10 protein-coding genes are annotated in these 16,680 nt (G+C 43.7%); 2 read left to right on the forward strand and 8 right to left on the reverse strand.

The features are described 5' to 3' along the window. Positions 1 to 3: 3 nt before the first annotated feature. From KHS38_RS02175 to KHS38_RS02200, 6 genes are all read right to left on the reverse strand, one after another. Positions 4 to 3,195 (reverse strand): SusC/RagA family TonB-linked outer membrane protein, encoded by a 3,192-nt coding sequence (locus KHS38_RS02175; RefSeq protein WP_213486613.1) that lies wholly within the window; start codon positions 3,193 to 3,195, stop codon positions 4 to 6. A gap of 200 nt (positions 3,196 to 3,395) precedes the next feature. Then, positions 3,396 to 4,805 carry an efflux transporter outer membrane subunit gene (locus KHS38_RS02180; protein WP_213486614.1) on the reverse strand — a complete coding sequence of 470 codons (1,410 nt, stop codon included), beginning with the start codon at positions 4,803 to 4,805 and terminating at the stop codon, positions 3,396 to 3,398. A 39-nt stretch (positions 4,806 to 4,844) separates the two neighbouring features. Beyond that, positions 4,845 to 8,000, reverse strand: a complete 3,156-nt coding sequence (locus KHS38_RS02185) for an efflux RND transporter permease subunit (protein ID WP_213486616.1) — start codon at positions 7,998 to 8,000, stop codon at positions 4,845 to 4,847. A gap of 69 nt (positions 8,001 to 8,069) precedes the next feature. Further along, on the reverse strand, positions 8,070 to 9,242 hold the full coding sequence (locus tag KHS38_RS02190) for an efflux RND transporter periplasmic adaptor subunit (RefSeq protein ID WP_213486618.1): 1,173 nt from the start codon (positions 9,240 to 9,242) through the stop codon (positions 8,070 to 8,072). A gap of 96 nt (positions 9,243 to 9,338) precedes the next feature. Continuing rightward, positions 9,339 to 9,926 (reverse strand): TetR/AcrR family transcriptional regulator, encoded by a 588-nt coding sequence (locus KHS38_RS02195; protein WP_213486620.1) that lies wholly within the window; start codon positions 9,924 to 9,926, stop codon positions 9,339 to 9,341. Positions 9,927 to 10,111: 185 nt separating this feature from the next. Further along, positions 10,112 to 10,549 (reverse strand): DoxX family protein, encoded by a 438-nt coding sequence (locus KHS38_RS02200; protein WP_213486621.1) that lies wholly within the window; start codon positions 10,547 to 10,549, stop codon positions 10,112 to 10,114. Between the two features lie 178 nt (positions 10,550 to 10,727). On the opposite strand from KHS38_RS02200, the gene xseA reads away from it, so the two are divergent. Together xseA and xseB are read left to right on the forward strand one after the other, a co-directional pair. Beyond that, positions 10,728 to 12,152 (forward strand): exodeoxyribonuclease VII large subunit, encoded by a 1,425-nt coding sequence (gene xseA / locus KHS38_RS02205; protein WP_213486623.1) that lies wholly within the window; start codon positions 10,728 to 10,730, stop codon positions 12,150 to 12,152. After that, complete coding sequence (gene xseB / locus KHS38_RS02210; RefSeq protein ID WP_213486624.1) at positions 12,145 to 12,351, forward strand: exodeoxyribonuclease VII small subunit; 207 nt, start codon at positions 12,145 to 12,147, stop codon at positions 12,349 to 12,351. The genes xseA and xseB overlap by 8 nt, the downstream gene beginning before the upstream one ends. Before the next feature lie 6 nt (positions 12,352 to 12,357). Here the strand turns inward: xseB and KHS38_RS02215 are convergent, their stop codons facing one another. After that, the gene (locus KHS38_RS02215; RefSeq protein ID WP_349627907.1) at positions 12,358 to 15,777 is read right to left on the reverse strand and encodes a DEAD/DEAH box helicase; all 3,420 of its coding nucleotides are present in this window, start codon (positions 15,775 to 15,777) and stop codon (positions 12,358 to 12,360) included. Between the two features lie 37 nt (positions 15,778 to 15,814). Then, complete coding sequence (gene xth / locus KHS38_RS02220; protein WP_213486626.1) at positions 15,815 to 16,588, reverse strand: exodeoxyribonuclease III; 774 nt, start codon at positions 16,586 to 16,588, stop codon at positions 15,815 to 15,817. Positions 16,589 to 16,680: the final 92 nt, after the last annotated feature.

The following is a 16,680-nucleotide window of genomic DNA, read 5'->3' on the forward strand; positions in this document are numbered from 1 at the left end:
TATTTAAAAATTCACGTTAACCCCTAATGTATAAATGCGTGCTGAGGGATAAGTACCCCAATCAATCCCCACGGCTCTTACGCCGTCACCCTGTGCGTTACTGCTGGTGTAAATCTCCGGGTCCAGGCCGGTATACTTAGTGATAGTAAACAAATTTTGAGCACTTACATATATCCGCATAGACGACATCTTTAATTTTGATAGCAAGTTGCTGCTGAAGTTGTAACCTAACTGCACATTCTTTAAACGCAGGTAAGATCCATCCTCAAGAAATCGTGTGGAAGGGCGGCGGTTGTTAGTTGACGATGCCGACTCCCAGGTAAGGCGCGGAAACTCATTCGTACTCCCATCCCCATTCCAGCTACCTGTTGCCACGCGCTCAGTAATATTAAACGCACGGTAAAAGCCCTCATTATCGGTACGTATCTGGTTATAGATTTTGTTCCCTTTCGCTCCTTGAAAAAACAAGCTTAGATCGAACTGTTTGAATGCTACATTGCCCGTAAAGCCATAGGTAAGTTTAGGTATAGGGCTGCCTGCAATCACACGGTCATTCTCATTAATCACCCCATCGCCATTGCTATCTGTATATTTTACATCGCCGGGTTTTATACCTTCGCCCTGGTAGGCATGCGTAAATATGTCGAGCTGGTTTTGAAACACACCTTCCATAGGCAATAGGTAAAAAGCGCCTATCGGCCGACCGACCGTGGTAAGTGTAGCATAATACTCATTATCTATACGGCCACCCACAATTGGCGAACCAGCCAACGATAACACTTTATTACTAAGTGTGGCCAAGTTACCCGATACGTCGAAACGCCAGTTTTGAGATAATGCTTTGCGGTACGAAACCTGCAATTCCAAACCTTTGTTGCGCACCTTGCCTGCGTTTATATAGGGGCTGGCACCTCCCCCGGCACTTGGTGGTAACGGGTTGGCGAACAAAATATCCGAGTTATCGCGGATAAAGTAGTCGGCTGAGAATTGCAGATCATTATTGAGGAATGATGCATCCAAACCAAAATTTGTTTGTGTGCTGGTTTCCCATTTAATATTGCTGTTACCTCTTGCCGTAAGCGAGTTACCAATTACCGGCGTACCGCCAAACGGGTAAAAACCTACAAATGAGTTAAGCGTGGTATAGGCATAATTACTGATTTCCTGATTACCAGTTTGCCCAATGCTGGCTCTAAGTTTTAATAACGAAAGCCACTTTACATCTTTCAAAAAGTTTTCTCTGTCCAAACGCCAGCCAACCGATCCGGCATAAAAGTTACCATAACGGCTGTTGGGCGCCAAACGTGACGAACCGTCACGACGAACAGTAAAGCTGGCCAGGTACTTTTCGGCATACTGGTAATCAACACGACCAAACAACGAGAACAGCGCCCAGCGCGACTCGTTTTCACCGTTTTGCTGCACGCCTATGCCATTATCTAAGTATTGGAAATTTGGATCTTGGTTTGGAAAGATGGACCGCGAAGCCGATAAGCCGTTTGTGCGACTCTTGATAGCCTCACTACCTGCCAATATGGTAAATACGTTATCCTTGTTGATGTTGAAGTTATAGGTGAGTGTGTTGGTCCAGTTGTAATCAAACTGATTGGCATTTGAACGAGCCAAGCTTCCTGGTGAGTTGATAGCCCGGTCGCTCCCCCAAATCTTGAAGAACTGTTTAAAGTCGGTGATAACCAGATTGCCACCAAATGTTGATCTGAACTTTAAACCTTTTAAGATGTTAGCTTCGGCGTATACATTGCCTATTACGCCGTAAGCGTTATAGTTTCTATCAAAATTATCGGCATAACCAACCGGATTTAAGCCATCACCAAAAAACGCCGGGTTTTCGGGTAGATCAACATAATCACCATTGGATTTGAATACTGGTGTTGCCGGTGTGCGAAACAAAGCATATCGCATTACACTTGCACCCTGATTACCCGCGCCAAAGCCATCGCCTGAGGAACCAACCTGACGGGTTTTGGAGTAAGATAAATTGATGTTGGTACCAACCGTAAATATTTTTGAAAGCGTACTGTTAACACCCGTGCGCAGGTTTAAACGGTCGAATGCACTGTTTTTTATCAATCCATCCTGCTTAAAATAATTTGCCGAAACAATATAGTTACTACTTTCACTACCACCATTTACCGATAGGCTGGTGTTGTTGATAATAGCAGGTTTTAATACCTCCTTTTGCCAGTTCACATCCGGTAAGGTGCTTGCAAGGCTGGCCGGTATCTGTTCGCGCCCATCGGCCGCAGCAGCCGTGTTAAATGCAGTTACATATTGCTGCGTGTTGGCCATCTTGATCAGATCACCGTGTGTTTGCACGCCGGTGTACTGGTTGATGCTGAAACGCGCTGGGCCGCTACGGCCTTTTTTGGTTGTCACAACCACAACCCCGTTAGATGCACGGGCACCATAAATAGATGCCGACGATGCGTCTTTCAAGATATTGATGCTTTCGATATCCGAGGGTGCAATCTGGTTAATGCCTGATGGCGTAGGCACACCATCAATTACATACAAGGGGTTATTGTTATTGATAGTACCCACACCACGTACACGTACGGCTATACCTTCGCCAGGAGCACCGGTAGCTTGCGTTACAGAAACGCCGGCGGCTTTACCCTGCAGTAGCTGGTCTACACCACCAACCGGCATATTATCTATATCTGATGACCTTATTTGAGCTACAGCACCAGTTAGGTCTTTCTTCTGCTGAGCTGAATAACCGGTAACCACAACTTCGTTGAGAGAGCGGCTGGACGGTGCCAAGGTAACCGTGATGCTTTTTGAAGAGCCCGGCCTTACTGTTTGTGTAACATATCCTAAATAGCTTACCTGTAAAATGCTGTTGGCTTTTGGCAAACGTATGGTAAAGCGACCATCTGCACCTGATGTAACGCCACTTCGCGTTCCGCTGATGCGGATGTTTGCTCCGGGAACGGGTTGCCCCTTTTCATCTTTTACAATGCCTTGTACACCGTCAGCTTTTGAGGTATCCGGCTTTGGCGCTACCGCGGTTGGCGGCGGTGGACTAACGGTTGCCGTTGGCACCGTGTCTTTCTGAGGTTGCTTGGGTATGGTATCAGGACTTTGCTGAGCATTAACTTTTACTGACGATAATATTAATACAGTTGAAACGGCAACAAACGGTACATACTTTTTAAAAAGTAAAAACTTCATAGGCAATAACAAGGCAGGTGAATCAACTCGTAAACAACAATCCACCCATCTTGTTTTAACTTTTCTTTAAATATGTTATAACTATTTAGAAAACACGGCCTATTTTATGAGACATTCATATAATTATTATCAGCAATATCTTTAAACAAAAAAGGCGCTTAGTTAACACTAAGCGCCTTTTTTATAATCCCAGAAACTGTTTATTTCCAACCCCCGCCTAACGAGCGATAGAGATTAACTACTGCTTGTAGTTCTTGCAAACGGTCATTTACGCTGCTGAGTTTAGCAGACAATAAACTTTGCTCTGAAGTTAGTACGTCGGTATAGTTGGTTGATGAACTATAACGTAATAACTCTTTGGTGTAATCAACTGCTTTTTCTAAAGCCTTGAGCTGGTTAGCACGGGTGTTTTGCTTTTCAACAGCAGTTTGGTAGGCATACAAGGCATTCGAAACCTCGCCACCGGCAGTAAGTAGTGACTGCTGGAAGCTATAGTAAGCCTCTAATTGTTGCGCTTGTGTGGTTCTTAAACGCGCTTTGTTTTGGCCACGGTTAAAGATAGGTTGAGTTAAGCCTGCCACTGCGTTATAGAAAATGGAGTTATCAAACAAGTTACGTATACGTAATGATGATACCCCACCCTGCGCCGTAATGGTTAGCGATGGATAAAAGTAAGCACGCGCCAGATTAGTATTCTCAAATGCACTTCTGAAAGCAAACTCGGCCTGTTGTACATCCGGTCTGTTTTTTAGTAATTGAGATGGTACTCCCATTTGTAAATTATCAAAGGGCTTTTGCTCTTCTAATGATGTACGCTTGATTGTGCCTGGTGCCCTTGCCAGTAAAATGCTCAAAGCGTTCTCCGTTTCGCGTATATTCCTTTTCAAATCGGGTATGGTCACTTCCGCCGCGTAGCGGTTCGCCTCACTTTGTACAACGGCAGCACCAGTCACTATAGCACTTTCTTTAAGCGCCTTCATGGTCTCTACGTCGGAGATACGGTTTTTAAGCGTTTGCTCTGTAATAGCCAGCTGCTGATCCAGCGCCAACAAATTGTAGTAGTTGTTGGCTATATTGGCAATTAGTTGGGTTTGCACAGCTCTTTTGGCAGCATCGCTTTGCAGCAAGCCAGCCAAAGCCTGTCTTTTAGCACTACTTAACTTTCCCCAAATATCAGCTTCCCAGCTTGTGTTCAGGAATATCTGATAGGTGGTTGTTTTCAGGTTAAACGAGTTTGCAAACTCAGGCGGAAAGTTCAGGCCAGCGGCTGATTGCTTTGCCCGTGTTGCAGTAGCATTACCGCCCAAGCTCGGCAAGAATGCCGCACGGCTTAATTGTAAATTAGCCTGAGCCTCGTTGATACGCTGCACGGCAGTTTTCAAATCCAGGTTTTGGCTAATGCCTTCCCGGATAAGGCCTTGCAGCACAGTGTCGCTAAACAACGTACTTACCGGCAAATTGGCAATGCTGGCCGTATCTGTTATCGTAGTATCGCGGTACAGGTTATTGGTATTAACCGCAGGCCGCTCATACTTTTTGGTTACACATGAAGCAAGTACCGACACTGCCGCCAGCGCCGTAATTACTTGCTTGTTATATCTGTTAATCATTTTAAACTCTTGTCAAAATTGTGAATACTGTTTATCCTATTATTCAACTTGGGCAGCGTTCGCCTCGGCAATAACAGGCTCAGGCTTGGCGCCTATGCGCTCCTGTAATGCCTGGAAGATGACGAACAAGGCCGGAATAACAAATACGCCGAATATTGTACCGATCAGCATACCGCCTACCGCACCAGTGCCAATTGAACGGTTACCTGCTGCACCGGCACCGGTTGCCAGCATCAGCGGAACCAGACCAAAGATAAATGCAAATGAGGTCATCAAAATCGGTCTTAAACGAGCTACAGCGCCATCAATAGCGGCTTGCACAATACTCTCGCCGGCACGGCGACGTAAAACGGCAAACTCCACAATCAAAATCGCATTCTTAGCCAGCAAACCAATAAGCATGATGAGCGTGATTTGCAGATAAATGTTGTTTTCCACACCAAATATTTTGGCGAATAAAAATGCACCAGCCAAACCAATTGGCAATGATAACAATACGGCAAACGGTAAAATGTAGCTTTCGTACTGTGCACTTAACAGGAAGTAAACGAATACCAAACACAGCATAAAGATGAATATGGTTTGGCTACCACCTGCAATCTCCTCACGGGTAAGGCCCGAAAATTCATATCCATAACCGGCAGGCAAAGTCTGCGCTGCAACTTCCTGAATTGCCCTGATAGCGTCGCCTGAGCTGTAGCCTGGCTTAGGTGCACCTGTAACGGAAATAGAGGTAAACAAATTGAAACGGTTTATTGATTCCGGACCGTAGGTTTTGGTCAGAGTAACAAACTCAGATATTGGTGCCATAACACCATTGTTGGTTCGTACAAATATACCGTTCATGCTTTCAGGCGTACCTCTGTAACTGGCATCAGCCTGTATCATTACGCGGTATTGCTTACCAAATTCGTTAAAGTTTGATGCGTATAAACCACCGTAATAACCTTGTAATGTTCCCAAAACAGAGCTTACTGATACATTAGCCTCTTTACATTTAGCAACGTTCACATCTACTTTATACTGAGGGAAGTTGGTGTTGAAGAAGGTAGTACCGTATTGAATTTCCGGACGCTGGTTTAAAGCACCCAGGAATTTCCCATTTACTTCGGTAAATTTCTGGATAGAACCACCAGTTTTATCCTGAACCTGGAATTCGAAACCACTGCTGTTACCAAAGCCTTGTAATGATGGTGGTACAAAGAATAGCACACGTGCACCTTTGATGCCGCCCGTCATGCCAAACAATTTGCCTGTAACGGCATTTACATCGTGCTCCGCTCCCTTGCGCTCATCCCACGGTTTAAGTTTGATGAAGACGGCTGCATAAGAACCACCTGCGCCGCTCAATATACCCTGACCTGCAATACGCGTAGCCGATTCAACCTCGGGCAAACTTTTAGCCATGGCAGAAACCTGGTTGGCTATCTGTGTAGTACGCTCCAAAGATGACGATGGAGGTAAGGACACGTCGCCAATGATAAAGCCCTGATCTTCGTTTGGTACGAAAGCGCTTGGTGTTGTTTTGAGCAGGAACCAGAATAACACAGCAAACACCGCAATACCAGCAACGGCAATCCATTTTTTGGCAGCTAAAAAGCTTACCGACTTTTTGTATTTACCCGTTAGTGCATCAAAACCAGTATTGAAGGCAGAGTAAAAGCGTTGTAAAAAGCCGGTTTTGTGATGCTCACCTTCCGGGTGCGGTTTTAATAACAGCGCACATAAGGCCGGGCTCAAGGTTAAAGCGTTTACAGCTGAAATCAAGATTGATATAGCCAGCGTTAAACCAAACTGCTTGTAGAATACACCTGTTGAGCCTGTAATGAACGATACCGGAATAAATACCGCAGCCATAACCAATGTAATAGATATAATAGCGCTGCTAATCTCGCTCATGGCCTCAACCGTAGCGGTTTTGGCCGATTGTGCACCATGATCAAGTTTGGCGTGTACCGCCTCAACCACCACGATGGCATCATCCACCACAATACCGATGGCCAGTACTAATGCAAACAGGGTAAGCAGGTTGATGGTAAAGCCAAACACTTGCAGGAAGAAGAATGTACCTACGATAGCCACTGGCACAGCAATAGCCGGAATCAGGGTTGAGCGGAAATCCTGCAAGAAAATGAATACCACAATAAACACCAGGATAAATGCTTCAACCAGTGTATGAATTACCTTTTCGATAGAAACATCGAGAAACTCATTGGCACTGAAGATAGCGATAGGCTTTACCCCCGGAGGAAAGGTTTTTGCAGAAGCTGCAATTGTTTCCTCACACTGTTTAATCATTTCGTGGGCGTTTGAACCGGCGGTTTGATACACTGCAATTGCTATGGAGGGGTTACCGTTGGTTTCGGAATTACTTGCGTAACTAAGGGAACCTAACTCAACCTTGGCAATATCACGCAGACGCAAAATCTGTCCGTTGGTAGCCGAGCGGATTACGATGTTCTCGAACTCGCCTGGTGTTTTTAAACGTCCTTTGTATTTCAAAACATACTCGAACGACTGATTACTGTTCTCGCCAATTTTACCTGGTGCTGCTTCTATGTTCTGCTCTGCTAAAGCGGCATTAACATCGTCAGGAATTAATCCGTAAGTAGCCATTACATCCGGTTTAAGCCAGATGCGCATAGAGTAATCCTGCTGACCGAAAACGCTGGCATCACCTACACCGTTAATACGTTTTAATTGCGGCAGCAAGTTGATGTTGGCATAGTTCTGCAAAAAGGTTTGATCGTATGATTTGTTGGTACTCGAAATAGCGAATACCATAACCATACTACTTTGCTGTTTAGCAGTGGTTACACCAGCCTTGGTAACCTCGGCAGGCAATAAGGGCGTAGCTTTAGATACCCTGTTCTGCACATTTACCGCTGCCAGATCGGGGTTAGTACCCAGCTTAAAGTATACCGTTATTGTAGCGCTACCATTGTTACTGGCAGTTGAAGTCATGTAGGTCATGTTCTCCACGCCGTTAATCTGTTCCTCAAGCGGAACAATAACGCTGTTCATAACCACATCAGCGTTGGCACCCTGGTATGATGCAGAAACCACAACCGTAGGCGGCGCAATTTCGGGATACTCTGATATTGGCAGCGATGTGAGCCCCAGTATACCCAGTATCACTATAATAACCGATATCACCGTTGATAATACCGGTCTTTCTATAAATTTACGTAACATAATTAAGATTTATGTTGAGCAGTTACTGCATCACTGTTTTCAGCAAGCATGAACTGTACATATGAAAAATTACTTTAAATCCTGGTAAACTTTGTCTTCACCCTGCATGTCAGGTTTAATGGTCATGCCATCCTGCATGTTGGATGTACCTTCAAGCACAACGGTGTCACCTGCTTTTAAACCGCTGGTTACCACAAAGTATTGGCCCGATGCTAAGTCCATGATTTGAATTTCGGTACTTTTAACCGCGCCTTTAGCATCAACCACGTATACGAAGCGTTTACCCTGCAGCTCATAAGTTGATTTTTGCGGCACCAGAATAACATTTTCTAAAGACTGTGGGATACGTATAGTTGCACTGCCACCGCTCCTGATAAGGCGCATTGGGTTGGGGAACGTAGCACGGAAACTGGCCGAACCGGTTTCGGTATTTATTAAACCACTTATGGTTTCTACGCGGCCCTTTTCAGGATAATTGCTACCATCTGATAATATTAATGATACCTGTGGCAGTTTAGCTAACTTAGCTTCAAGCGTTTTACCTTCATAATGTCTTGAGAACTCAAGCAGCTGCTTTTCATTTAACGAGAAATAGGCATATACATTACCGATATTTGAAACGGTGGTTAACGGCTGCGTTGTGCTGCTGTTTACCAAGCTTCCCAATTTGTAAGGGATAGTACCTACCACACCGTTTACCGGGCTGGTTACTGAAGCATAACCCAGGTTGGTTCTTGCATTGGCCAAATTAGCGTTGGCTTGTACCAAAGCGGCTTTACGTGCCTGCAATGTGTATTGAGCTGATTCCAGTTCGTAGTGGCTGATGATATCTTTCTCTACCAGTGGTTTAGCTTTATTTACCTGCAGTTGCGCTGCACTTACATCGGCTTTTGCACTGGCTACTGCTGCCGCTGCATTGTTAATATCCTGGGTATACTGAGGAGCGCTGATATGAAACAGCAACTGGCCTTTTTTAACCACGCTGCCTTCATCAATATAGATACGATCAATGTAGCCATCAATTTTTGGCCGGATCTCGATGTTTTGTTGTCCTTGCAATGTTGCAGGGTAATCGCTGTTTAAGGTTGTGTTTTTAGCTTCTATTTTAAATACCGGAAAGCTTTGTACCGGTGGTGGCCCGCCGGCAGCGGCTGCACCGCCCTGATTTTGCTTATTGCCGCATGACGACAATAACAGCATAGCCGATCCAAAGCCTGCTAATAGTTTTGCTGTAGTTTTCATGAATTTGTTGATATGCAATGTGTTGATGTGATGATGCATGGTTGATTATGTAAGGTAACTTACTGATGTATACCTGCTGTTAAACAGGCATGAATTTTACTTGAATATCATTTCGCAGATGAGCTTCTTCCGCTCGTTGATCATATCTGTATAGCCCGAGTCACTAAAATTGAACATTTCCTTAAACAGAGGCGCCATAATGAGCGGATAAACCATGAGCGAAAACAGATTCATCAGAAAATGTACTGGGTTCATGGGCTTTATATGTCCGGCATCCATCTCTGTCTGTATCTGCGCCAAAAAGCTCTTTATTTTCTGAGGCTTACTTTCGTCATGTATACGGCAACTATCATTCAGTATCTCCGTTACTAGAAACGTTTCCTGATATGGAAATGCGACAGCCTCTGTTAAAAAAACATCAATCAGGTTTTCAATCTTTTTCTTGAACGGCAAATCAGACTCCATAACGGTGTCTAATCTTGCATTTAGGCCTTGCATGGCTTCTTTAAAAACCTGCTGAATCAGAATATCTTTTGAACGAAAATAGTAATGCAGCAACGTACGGTTTACACCTGCAGCATCTGCAATATCTTGTGTAGTTGCATGAAGCTTGCCTTCTGCAAAAAAGATCCGTTTGGCTGTATCTTTTATTAACTGTTCGGTACCTGTATCTCTTAATGCCATTTGTTTGACAAAAATGTTAAACAAAATTGAAAACAGCAAGAATGATAAGCAAGTACTTATTTTATTGACAATTTAATGAAAGTATTAAATAAATTTTAAACAGCTGAACGTTTTTTGTTAGAAAATAAAAAGGCGGCTTTGTTACAAATTAACAAAGCCGCCTTACAATAAATTTCTGCAACCTATCAGGCTACTGCTTCGCTTTTTTGTTCAACTGACAGCACGCCGTTGCCTTCAATCAAAAAACAAACAAGCCCTAATAGCACGGAAACCGATAGCCAGTACTCCGAATATGGCTTTAGATAGCTTTGCTGTACATTCACAAACAGCACAGCTACCAAAAGTACCGGCAAGTTCAGCAAGCAAAACAAACGCGTGTACGAGCCAATGGCTATAAAAAAGCCACCGGCAATGTGAAGAATAATAATTAAATGGGCCAAAATACTGATACATACTGCTGTACCCAGCATGCTATCCATCATTAATTTGGTAAAAGCACCAAGGTTGGCTGCAAAGGCGAGTCCCTTCCAGATCAACACAATACCTAAAGCTATCCTGAAATAGTCTAACCACTTAGGGTGATGACAATCGCCCCAGTGCTGAATTTTGGTGAGCAACTTCATAAGAAATTTATAATTTGGTTATTATAAATTTACGAAGATAGAGTCTGAAAAAACCAACAATATTTAGAAAATATTTTCATGCCATATTGAGGTCATCTTCCCATTTAAACCAAGTTTACATCTTCTACGCTGAGAGTTCATGAAGGCTAATTCGTAAATTTGAGTTTTAAAGAAACGTTTGAGTACTGCACCCCAATTTCGCTTATCTGAACTGGCCGGCATTGTAGCCGGTGTAATGGACCAAGTATTTTCTGGCCGTGCATTTTGGGTAATTGCTGATGTAACGAGCCATAGTTACAGGGCAGGCAAAAACCATCACTATTTTGATCTGGTTGAGAAAGATTCGCAAAGCAGTACTATCATCGCCCGCTTTTCGGCACGTGCGTGGACGGATGGCGCAGAACAGATAGCCACTTTTGAACAGAGCACCGGTCAACGGTTTACAAATGATATTAATGTGCTTGCCTTAGTAAGCCTGCAGTATCACCCGGCTTTTGGCTTACAGCTGATACTGCACGATATTGATACCAATTTCACACTCGGCACACTCGAAAAGCAAAAGCAAGCTACTTTGCAGCGCCTGCTTACCGACAATGCAGAGCATGTACGCTTAAAAGACGGCACCTATGTTACCTTTAATCAGGAGCTGGAACTGCCCAGAGTTGTACAGCGTATAGCTGTTATCTCATCAAGCTCATCGGCAGGGTATGAAGACTTTGTGCATACGCTTAAGCATAACCCGTATGGGTACACATTTAAAACTGACCCATATTTTACCGTGGTGCAAGGCGAAAATAACGCACAGTTTATTGTAGAAAAGCTGATTGAAATATTTCATTCCGGTAAACCTTATGATGCGGTGATCATCATTCGGGGTGGTGGCGCACAAACAGATTTGCTTCTTTTTGAGCAGTATGCCATAGGCAGGGCCATTGCCCGCTTCCCTATTCCTGTTATTACAGGTATAGGTCACCACAAAAATGAAACGGTTGCCGACCTGATGGCGCATACTTCTGTAAAAACGCCTACAAAAGCAGCTGAGTTTATTATAGCAAGAAACCGGGATTTTTATGATGAAATAATTTCACTCGAAAAAAGCATCATTATCCACTCACAACAACTGCTTGCCGATCGTAATCAAGGGTTAGCCCAACTCAATACCGGTTTAATCAATGCTGTTAAAGACACTTTAAATGATCAGCAGCAGGCACTGGCATTAAAAAATCAGCAGATTGCATTGGATAGCCAAGCATTGCTATTCAAGCACCGGACCAGCTTACACATGCTGGCAGGCAACATAACCGGCCGCCCGGAAATGCTATTGTATCAAAAGAAATGCGATTTAGCTTATGCCTTGCAAAGCATTAAAATATGCAGCAAGCACCGAGTTAAAAGTGAAGAGCTGTCTATTAACAGGTTTGAAGCCAGTATACGGATGCTGCAACCAGAGAACATACTAAAGAAGGGCTTTGCTATTTTGAGCCATAATGGTAAGCTATTGCACAGTGCAGAAAACATTGAAATTGGAAACGTGGTTGATATAAAACTTGCCGATCAAACCTTATCAGCCCAAGTTATTAGTAAAAACGAAAACTATGAATGAAACCTTAACATACGAACAGGCCTACGAGGAGTTGGCCGAAATTGCGGAAGCCCTGGAGTCGGAAACTATTTCGGTTGATGAACTGGCAGAGAAAGTAAAGCGGGCCTCCTACCTGGTTACTTTATGTAAAAGCAAATTGCAAAGTACGGAAGCCGAAGTAAACCACATCATTAACCAAATGGAGCAGAACAGCAAGTAGTTGATCTTACTGCGTCTGATCTTCTGGTAAATTTTCATGATTAAGCAGTTGCAGCAAGTCCTCTTTATTGAGCGACCGGATAACTGAGGCATCCGTTCGAATAAGATCATTGGCCAGATCCCGTTTGGTTTGCTGCATAACCATCATCTTCTCCTCTACTGTGCCCGGACAGATTAAACGTACAGCTACAATGTTTTTATCCTGACCTATACGGTGACAGCGGTCAATGGCCTGGTTTTCAACAGCCGGATTCCACCATGGGTCAACCAGGTAAACATAGTCAGCCTCGGTTAAGTTGAGGCCTGTTCCACCAGCTTTTAGGCTGATCAGGAATACGCGTATGTTATCATTGGTTTGAAAAGCATTTACCACGCCCTCTCGGTTTCGGGTTTGGCCGGTAAGGTAGCTGTATCCTATCCCCCGTTTAATTAACTCAGCCTTAATCAGATCGAGCATAGTTACGAACTGTGAAAACACGAGTATTTTATGGTGCGCCTGTTTACCTTCAATCTGCTCCAGCAGCATGTCAATTTTGGCAGACGCATCGCCCGGCATTTTTTCTCCTTTAATCAGCAATGGTGAATTGCAAATTTGTCGCAACCTGGTTAAACCCTTCAGCACGTTCATTGAGCTTTTCTTGAGCACATCGCCTGTTGTTGCCGAAATGTATTCCCGGAATTCTTTCTCGTAAGCATCGTATATTTTGCGCTGTTGCGGCTTCATTTCGCAATAAAGCACCATATCTGTTTTCTCCGGAAGCTCTGTAGCCACCTGCTGTTTTGTACGCCTTAGTATAAATGGCTTAATTTTTTCCTGCAACTCTGCCGTGCGTTTGTTGCTCTTAAAGCTATCAATCGGTGAAGAATAAATGTCCTTAAAATACTGCTTACTGCCCAGCAAACCCGGACAGGCAAACGAAAGCTGCGCATACAAATCAAAAGTGTTGTTCTCAACAGGTGTACCTGTAATCACGATCTTATTTCGCGAGTTTAGCAGGCGCACCGCTTTGTAGCGTTGCGATTCTGGATTTTTAATGTTCTGGGATTCATCCAGAAAGATGTAATTAAAATTATAGTCTTTTAGAAAGTTTACGTCAGAAAGTAAGGTACCATAAGTAGTCAGCACCACTTCATATTTGTCGAAATCAGCAACCTGCTTGGTACGCTCAGATCCGTACAGGGTACAAACTTTTAATGAGGGTGCAAACTTTTCAACCTCTTGCTGCCAGTTAAAAATTAATGATGTTGGTACAATCAGTAAATTGGTATTATGGCTAACTTTATGACGCTGCAATAAAATAAAGGCAAGTATCTGAATAGATTTACCCAAACCCATGTCGTCTGCCAAACAGCCACCGAAATTAAAATTATCCAGAAAGTTAAGCCAGTTTAAGCCCTGCCGCTGGTATGGGCGCAATTCGCCACACAAATCAGGTGGAACAGCCACGTGTTGTATGGCATCAAAATTTGCCAGCTTGTTTCTGTAAATATTTAGTTCATCCTGCACGCCGTCATCAAGCTGTTCGGCGTCATATAACTGCTCAATAGCTGTGAAATTTATCTTTGGGATACGAATGGTATGTTCGTCGGCTATTTCACCAGCATTGAAGTATTTACTGAATTTTTCGATCCACTCGGCTGGTAAAATTCCCAGTGTGCCGTCATCCAGCTGTATGTACTTACTCTTGTTTTTTACCGCCCGATAAATTTTCTTGAGTGCAGCCCTCGTACGGCCAAACCGTACACCTACTTCGGTATTAAACCAGTTAATACCGCTTAATACTTTAATGCTGATTTTGACTTTGTGCGGGTTTAATTTATTCCCCTCCAGTTCGTTAAAACCTAATATGGTAATATGATGATTGCGCCACTCCTCAAACACGTTTAAAAACCAATCTTCATCTAAAAAGAACTTTTTGTGCAGGTAAAAGTATTGCAGGTCGCTCTCCAACTGTTCCTCTAAGTGAGGGTGCTGCCGGATGAGCAGCGATGTAAAATCATCCTCCTCGGCCTCATTGCGATAAACCATGAATTCTCTTCCGCGCTCGTCGGTACTATAAATTTGCCTTTTAGTGCGTATGGATATTTCAACCTCACCGTAGCGCATCACCGGTATCAACATTACATGTGCGCCAAAGTCCGATAGATAAATGATCTTCTCTGCCTGCCCGGTAAAACCTTGCTGCTCCAGCTGACTTTGGCTGGCCGGTTTGATATGCCTGTACTCTACCTTAATCTTGTCTTCTAACTTAGAAAGTACCTGCGTTTTAAACTCCGGAAATTTTGATTGGTGGATGAGCAAATTGTCGGGCTTTTTGGCAAACAGTTCAATAACGTTTATAACTTGTAAGCTATCAACTAAATATAGCACTTTATCATACTTAACAAAGTAGGTAAAACACAGCTGAACATCTTTGAGCAATACAACCTTGCCGCTTATTTTAACGCTACCCGAAACCTCATAAAACTGATTTTGAAGTGTAACAGTCAGTTTTAAATCACCTGGTAAAACCTTAACAACAGTAGGCTCAATGGAAGCAGCGGTTACCTTATCAGATACATCACTATTATGATAAAAGAAACTGTAGCCTAACGGATTTTTTGTGATAGCACGCAAAGCTGCAATGTCCGTTTCACTTCGCTTAATATTGAGATGGTTCTGAAACTGGTTTACACCTGTAAAAAATCTTAGCTGCCCGTGATCTTCTGTTTGCCAAACCTTATCTAATGGCGGCACCAAAGTAAGCGGATTTTTAATTTTTCCATCTTTGGTGGATTTTGCCTGGTACAGCTCAACAAACAGGTATTTATAGTATTTATACTGTTTAATTACCACACAATTGATGATATCTGTATTGTGATCGTCTGTTGCTATTGGCAAAGCCTCGGGTACAATCATTTCTCTGAATGATGTAAGGCTTTCTTTTGTAACAGGCAATAGTGCTGGTGATTTGGGGGCGATAACAAGGCTACTGTTTGTTATGCTGATACTGAAGAAATCATCAAGATTCTTTTCATGCTGTAAACCGTAATCAACAGCAAACTTCCGCAGCTTGTCATGACGTAACCGGTAATCATAAAACGCCCGGTAATCATCCTTCCTGATTATGGCTGTTAGCACTAGGGCCTGATGCTCGCATAGGTTACCGGCAACGGCCTTGCATTGGCAGGATATATGTAATTGTGTTGCCTGCTGTACCAATGTTACGGTAGGGAAGCCAGTAATCAGCGTACTGCTGAACGCGCCCTGGTTAATCTCCAAAAACAGCGGCTTTATTTGTTGCCAGCTCTTGCTGTCAGCATCATAATTACCACTGGTATAACGGGCAATCAGCATTTCTGATAACTGTGCAACAGTTATATTGCTGAAGACAAGACTATGTTGTGCTTCCTCATTCCCCGCCCGCATTATTACCTTATTACTCACCTAACAGCTGCAAATAAATTACCGTTACTGCTTTTTATCAATCAGCAATCTCAATCCACACCGGACCATGATCGCTTGACTTTTCCCAGCCGCGTACATGCCGATCAACACCGGCCGCAGTTAAACGGCCATCTAATTCGGGGCTCAGTAAAAAATGGTCAATCCGTAAGCCGGCGTTGCGGCCATAAGCGTTGCGGAAGTAGTCCCAAAATGTATAAATCGTTTCGTCGGGATATAGCTTGCGGACAGCATCCGTCCAACCTTGCGCAAGCAACTTTTCAAATGCAGCGCGCGTTTCCGGGCGAAACAATGCATCCTCTACCCAACGTTCCGGCTTATATACGTCGCCTTCGGTAGGTATAACATTATAATCACCGGCAAGTACGGTTGGCTTATTTTGAGCCAGTAAACCCGCAGCATGCTTTTGCAACCGTTCCATCCACTGTAGCTTGTAATCATATTTAGGGCCGGGTGCCGGATTACCGTTAGGCAAGTACAGGCAACCTATGGTAACGCCGTTGATGATAGCCTCGAGGTATCTGCTTTGTGTATCCTCTTCATCTCCGGGTAAACCCCTGCCAGTTTCCTGAATTTCATGACCGCGTGATAAGATTGCCACACCGTTCCAGCTTTTTTGACCATGCCAGATAGCATTATAACCTGCCTCCTGAATGACATCTACCGGGAACTTTTCCTGCGGTGCTTTTAACTCCTGCAGGCAAACCACATCGGGCTTGGTTTCATCCAGCCAACGAAGTAAAATGGGTAAACGGGCACCGATGCTATTAACGTTATAGGTGGCTATTCTCATATGCTATGTAATTACAAACAGAGGTTAAAAGTGCAGCTTTTATCAAATTTATACAACTGTTTGCTCACAAAATTGCTTATTTATTTAGCAAA

It is taken from the genome of Mucilaginibacter sp. Bleaf8 (genome assembly GCF_018390515.1).
GTDB lineage: Bacteria > Bacteroidota > Bacteroidia > Sphingobacteriales > Sphingobacteriaceae > Mucilaginibacter.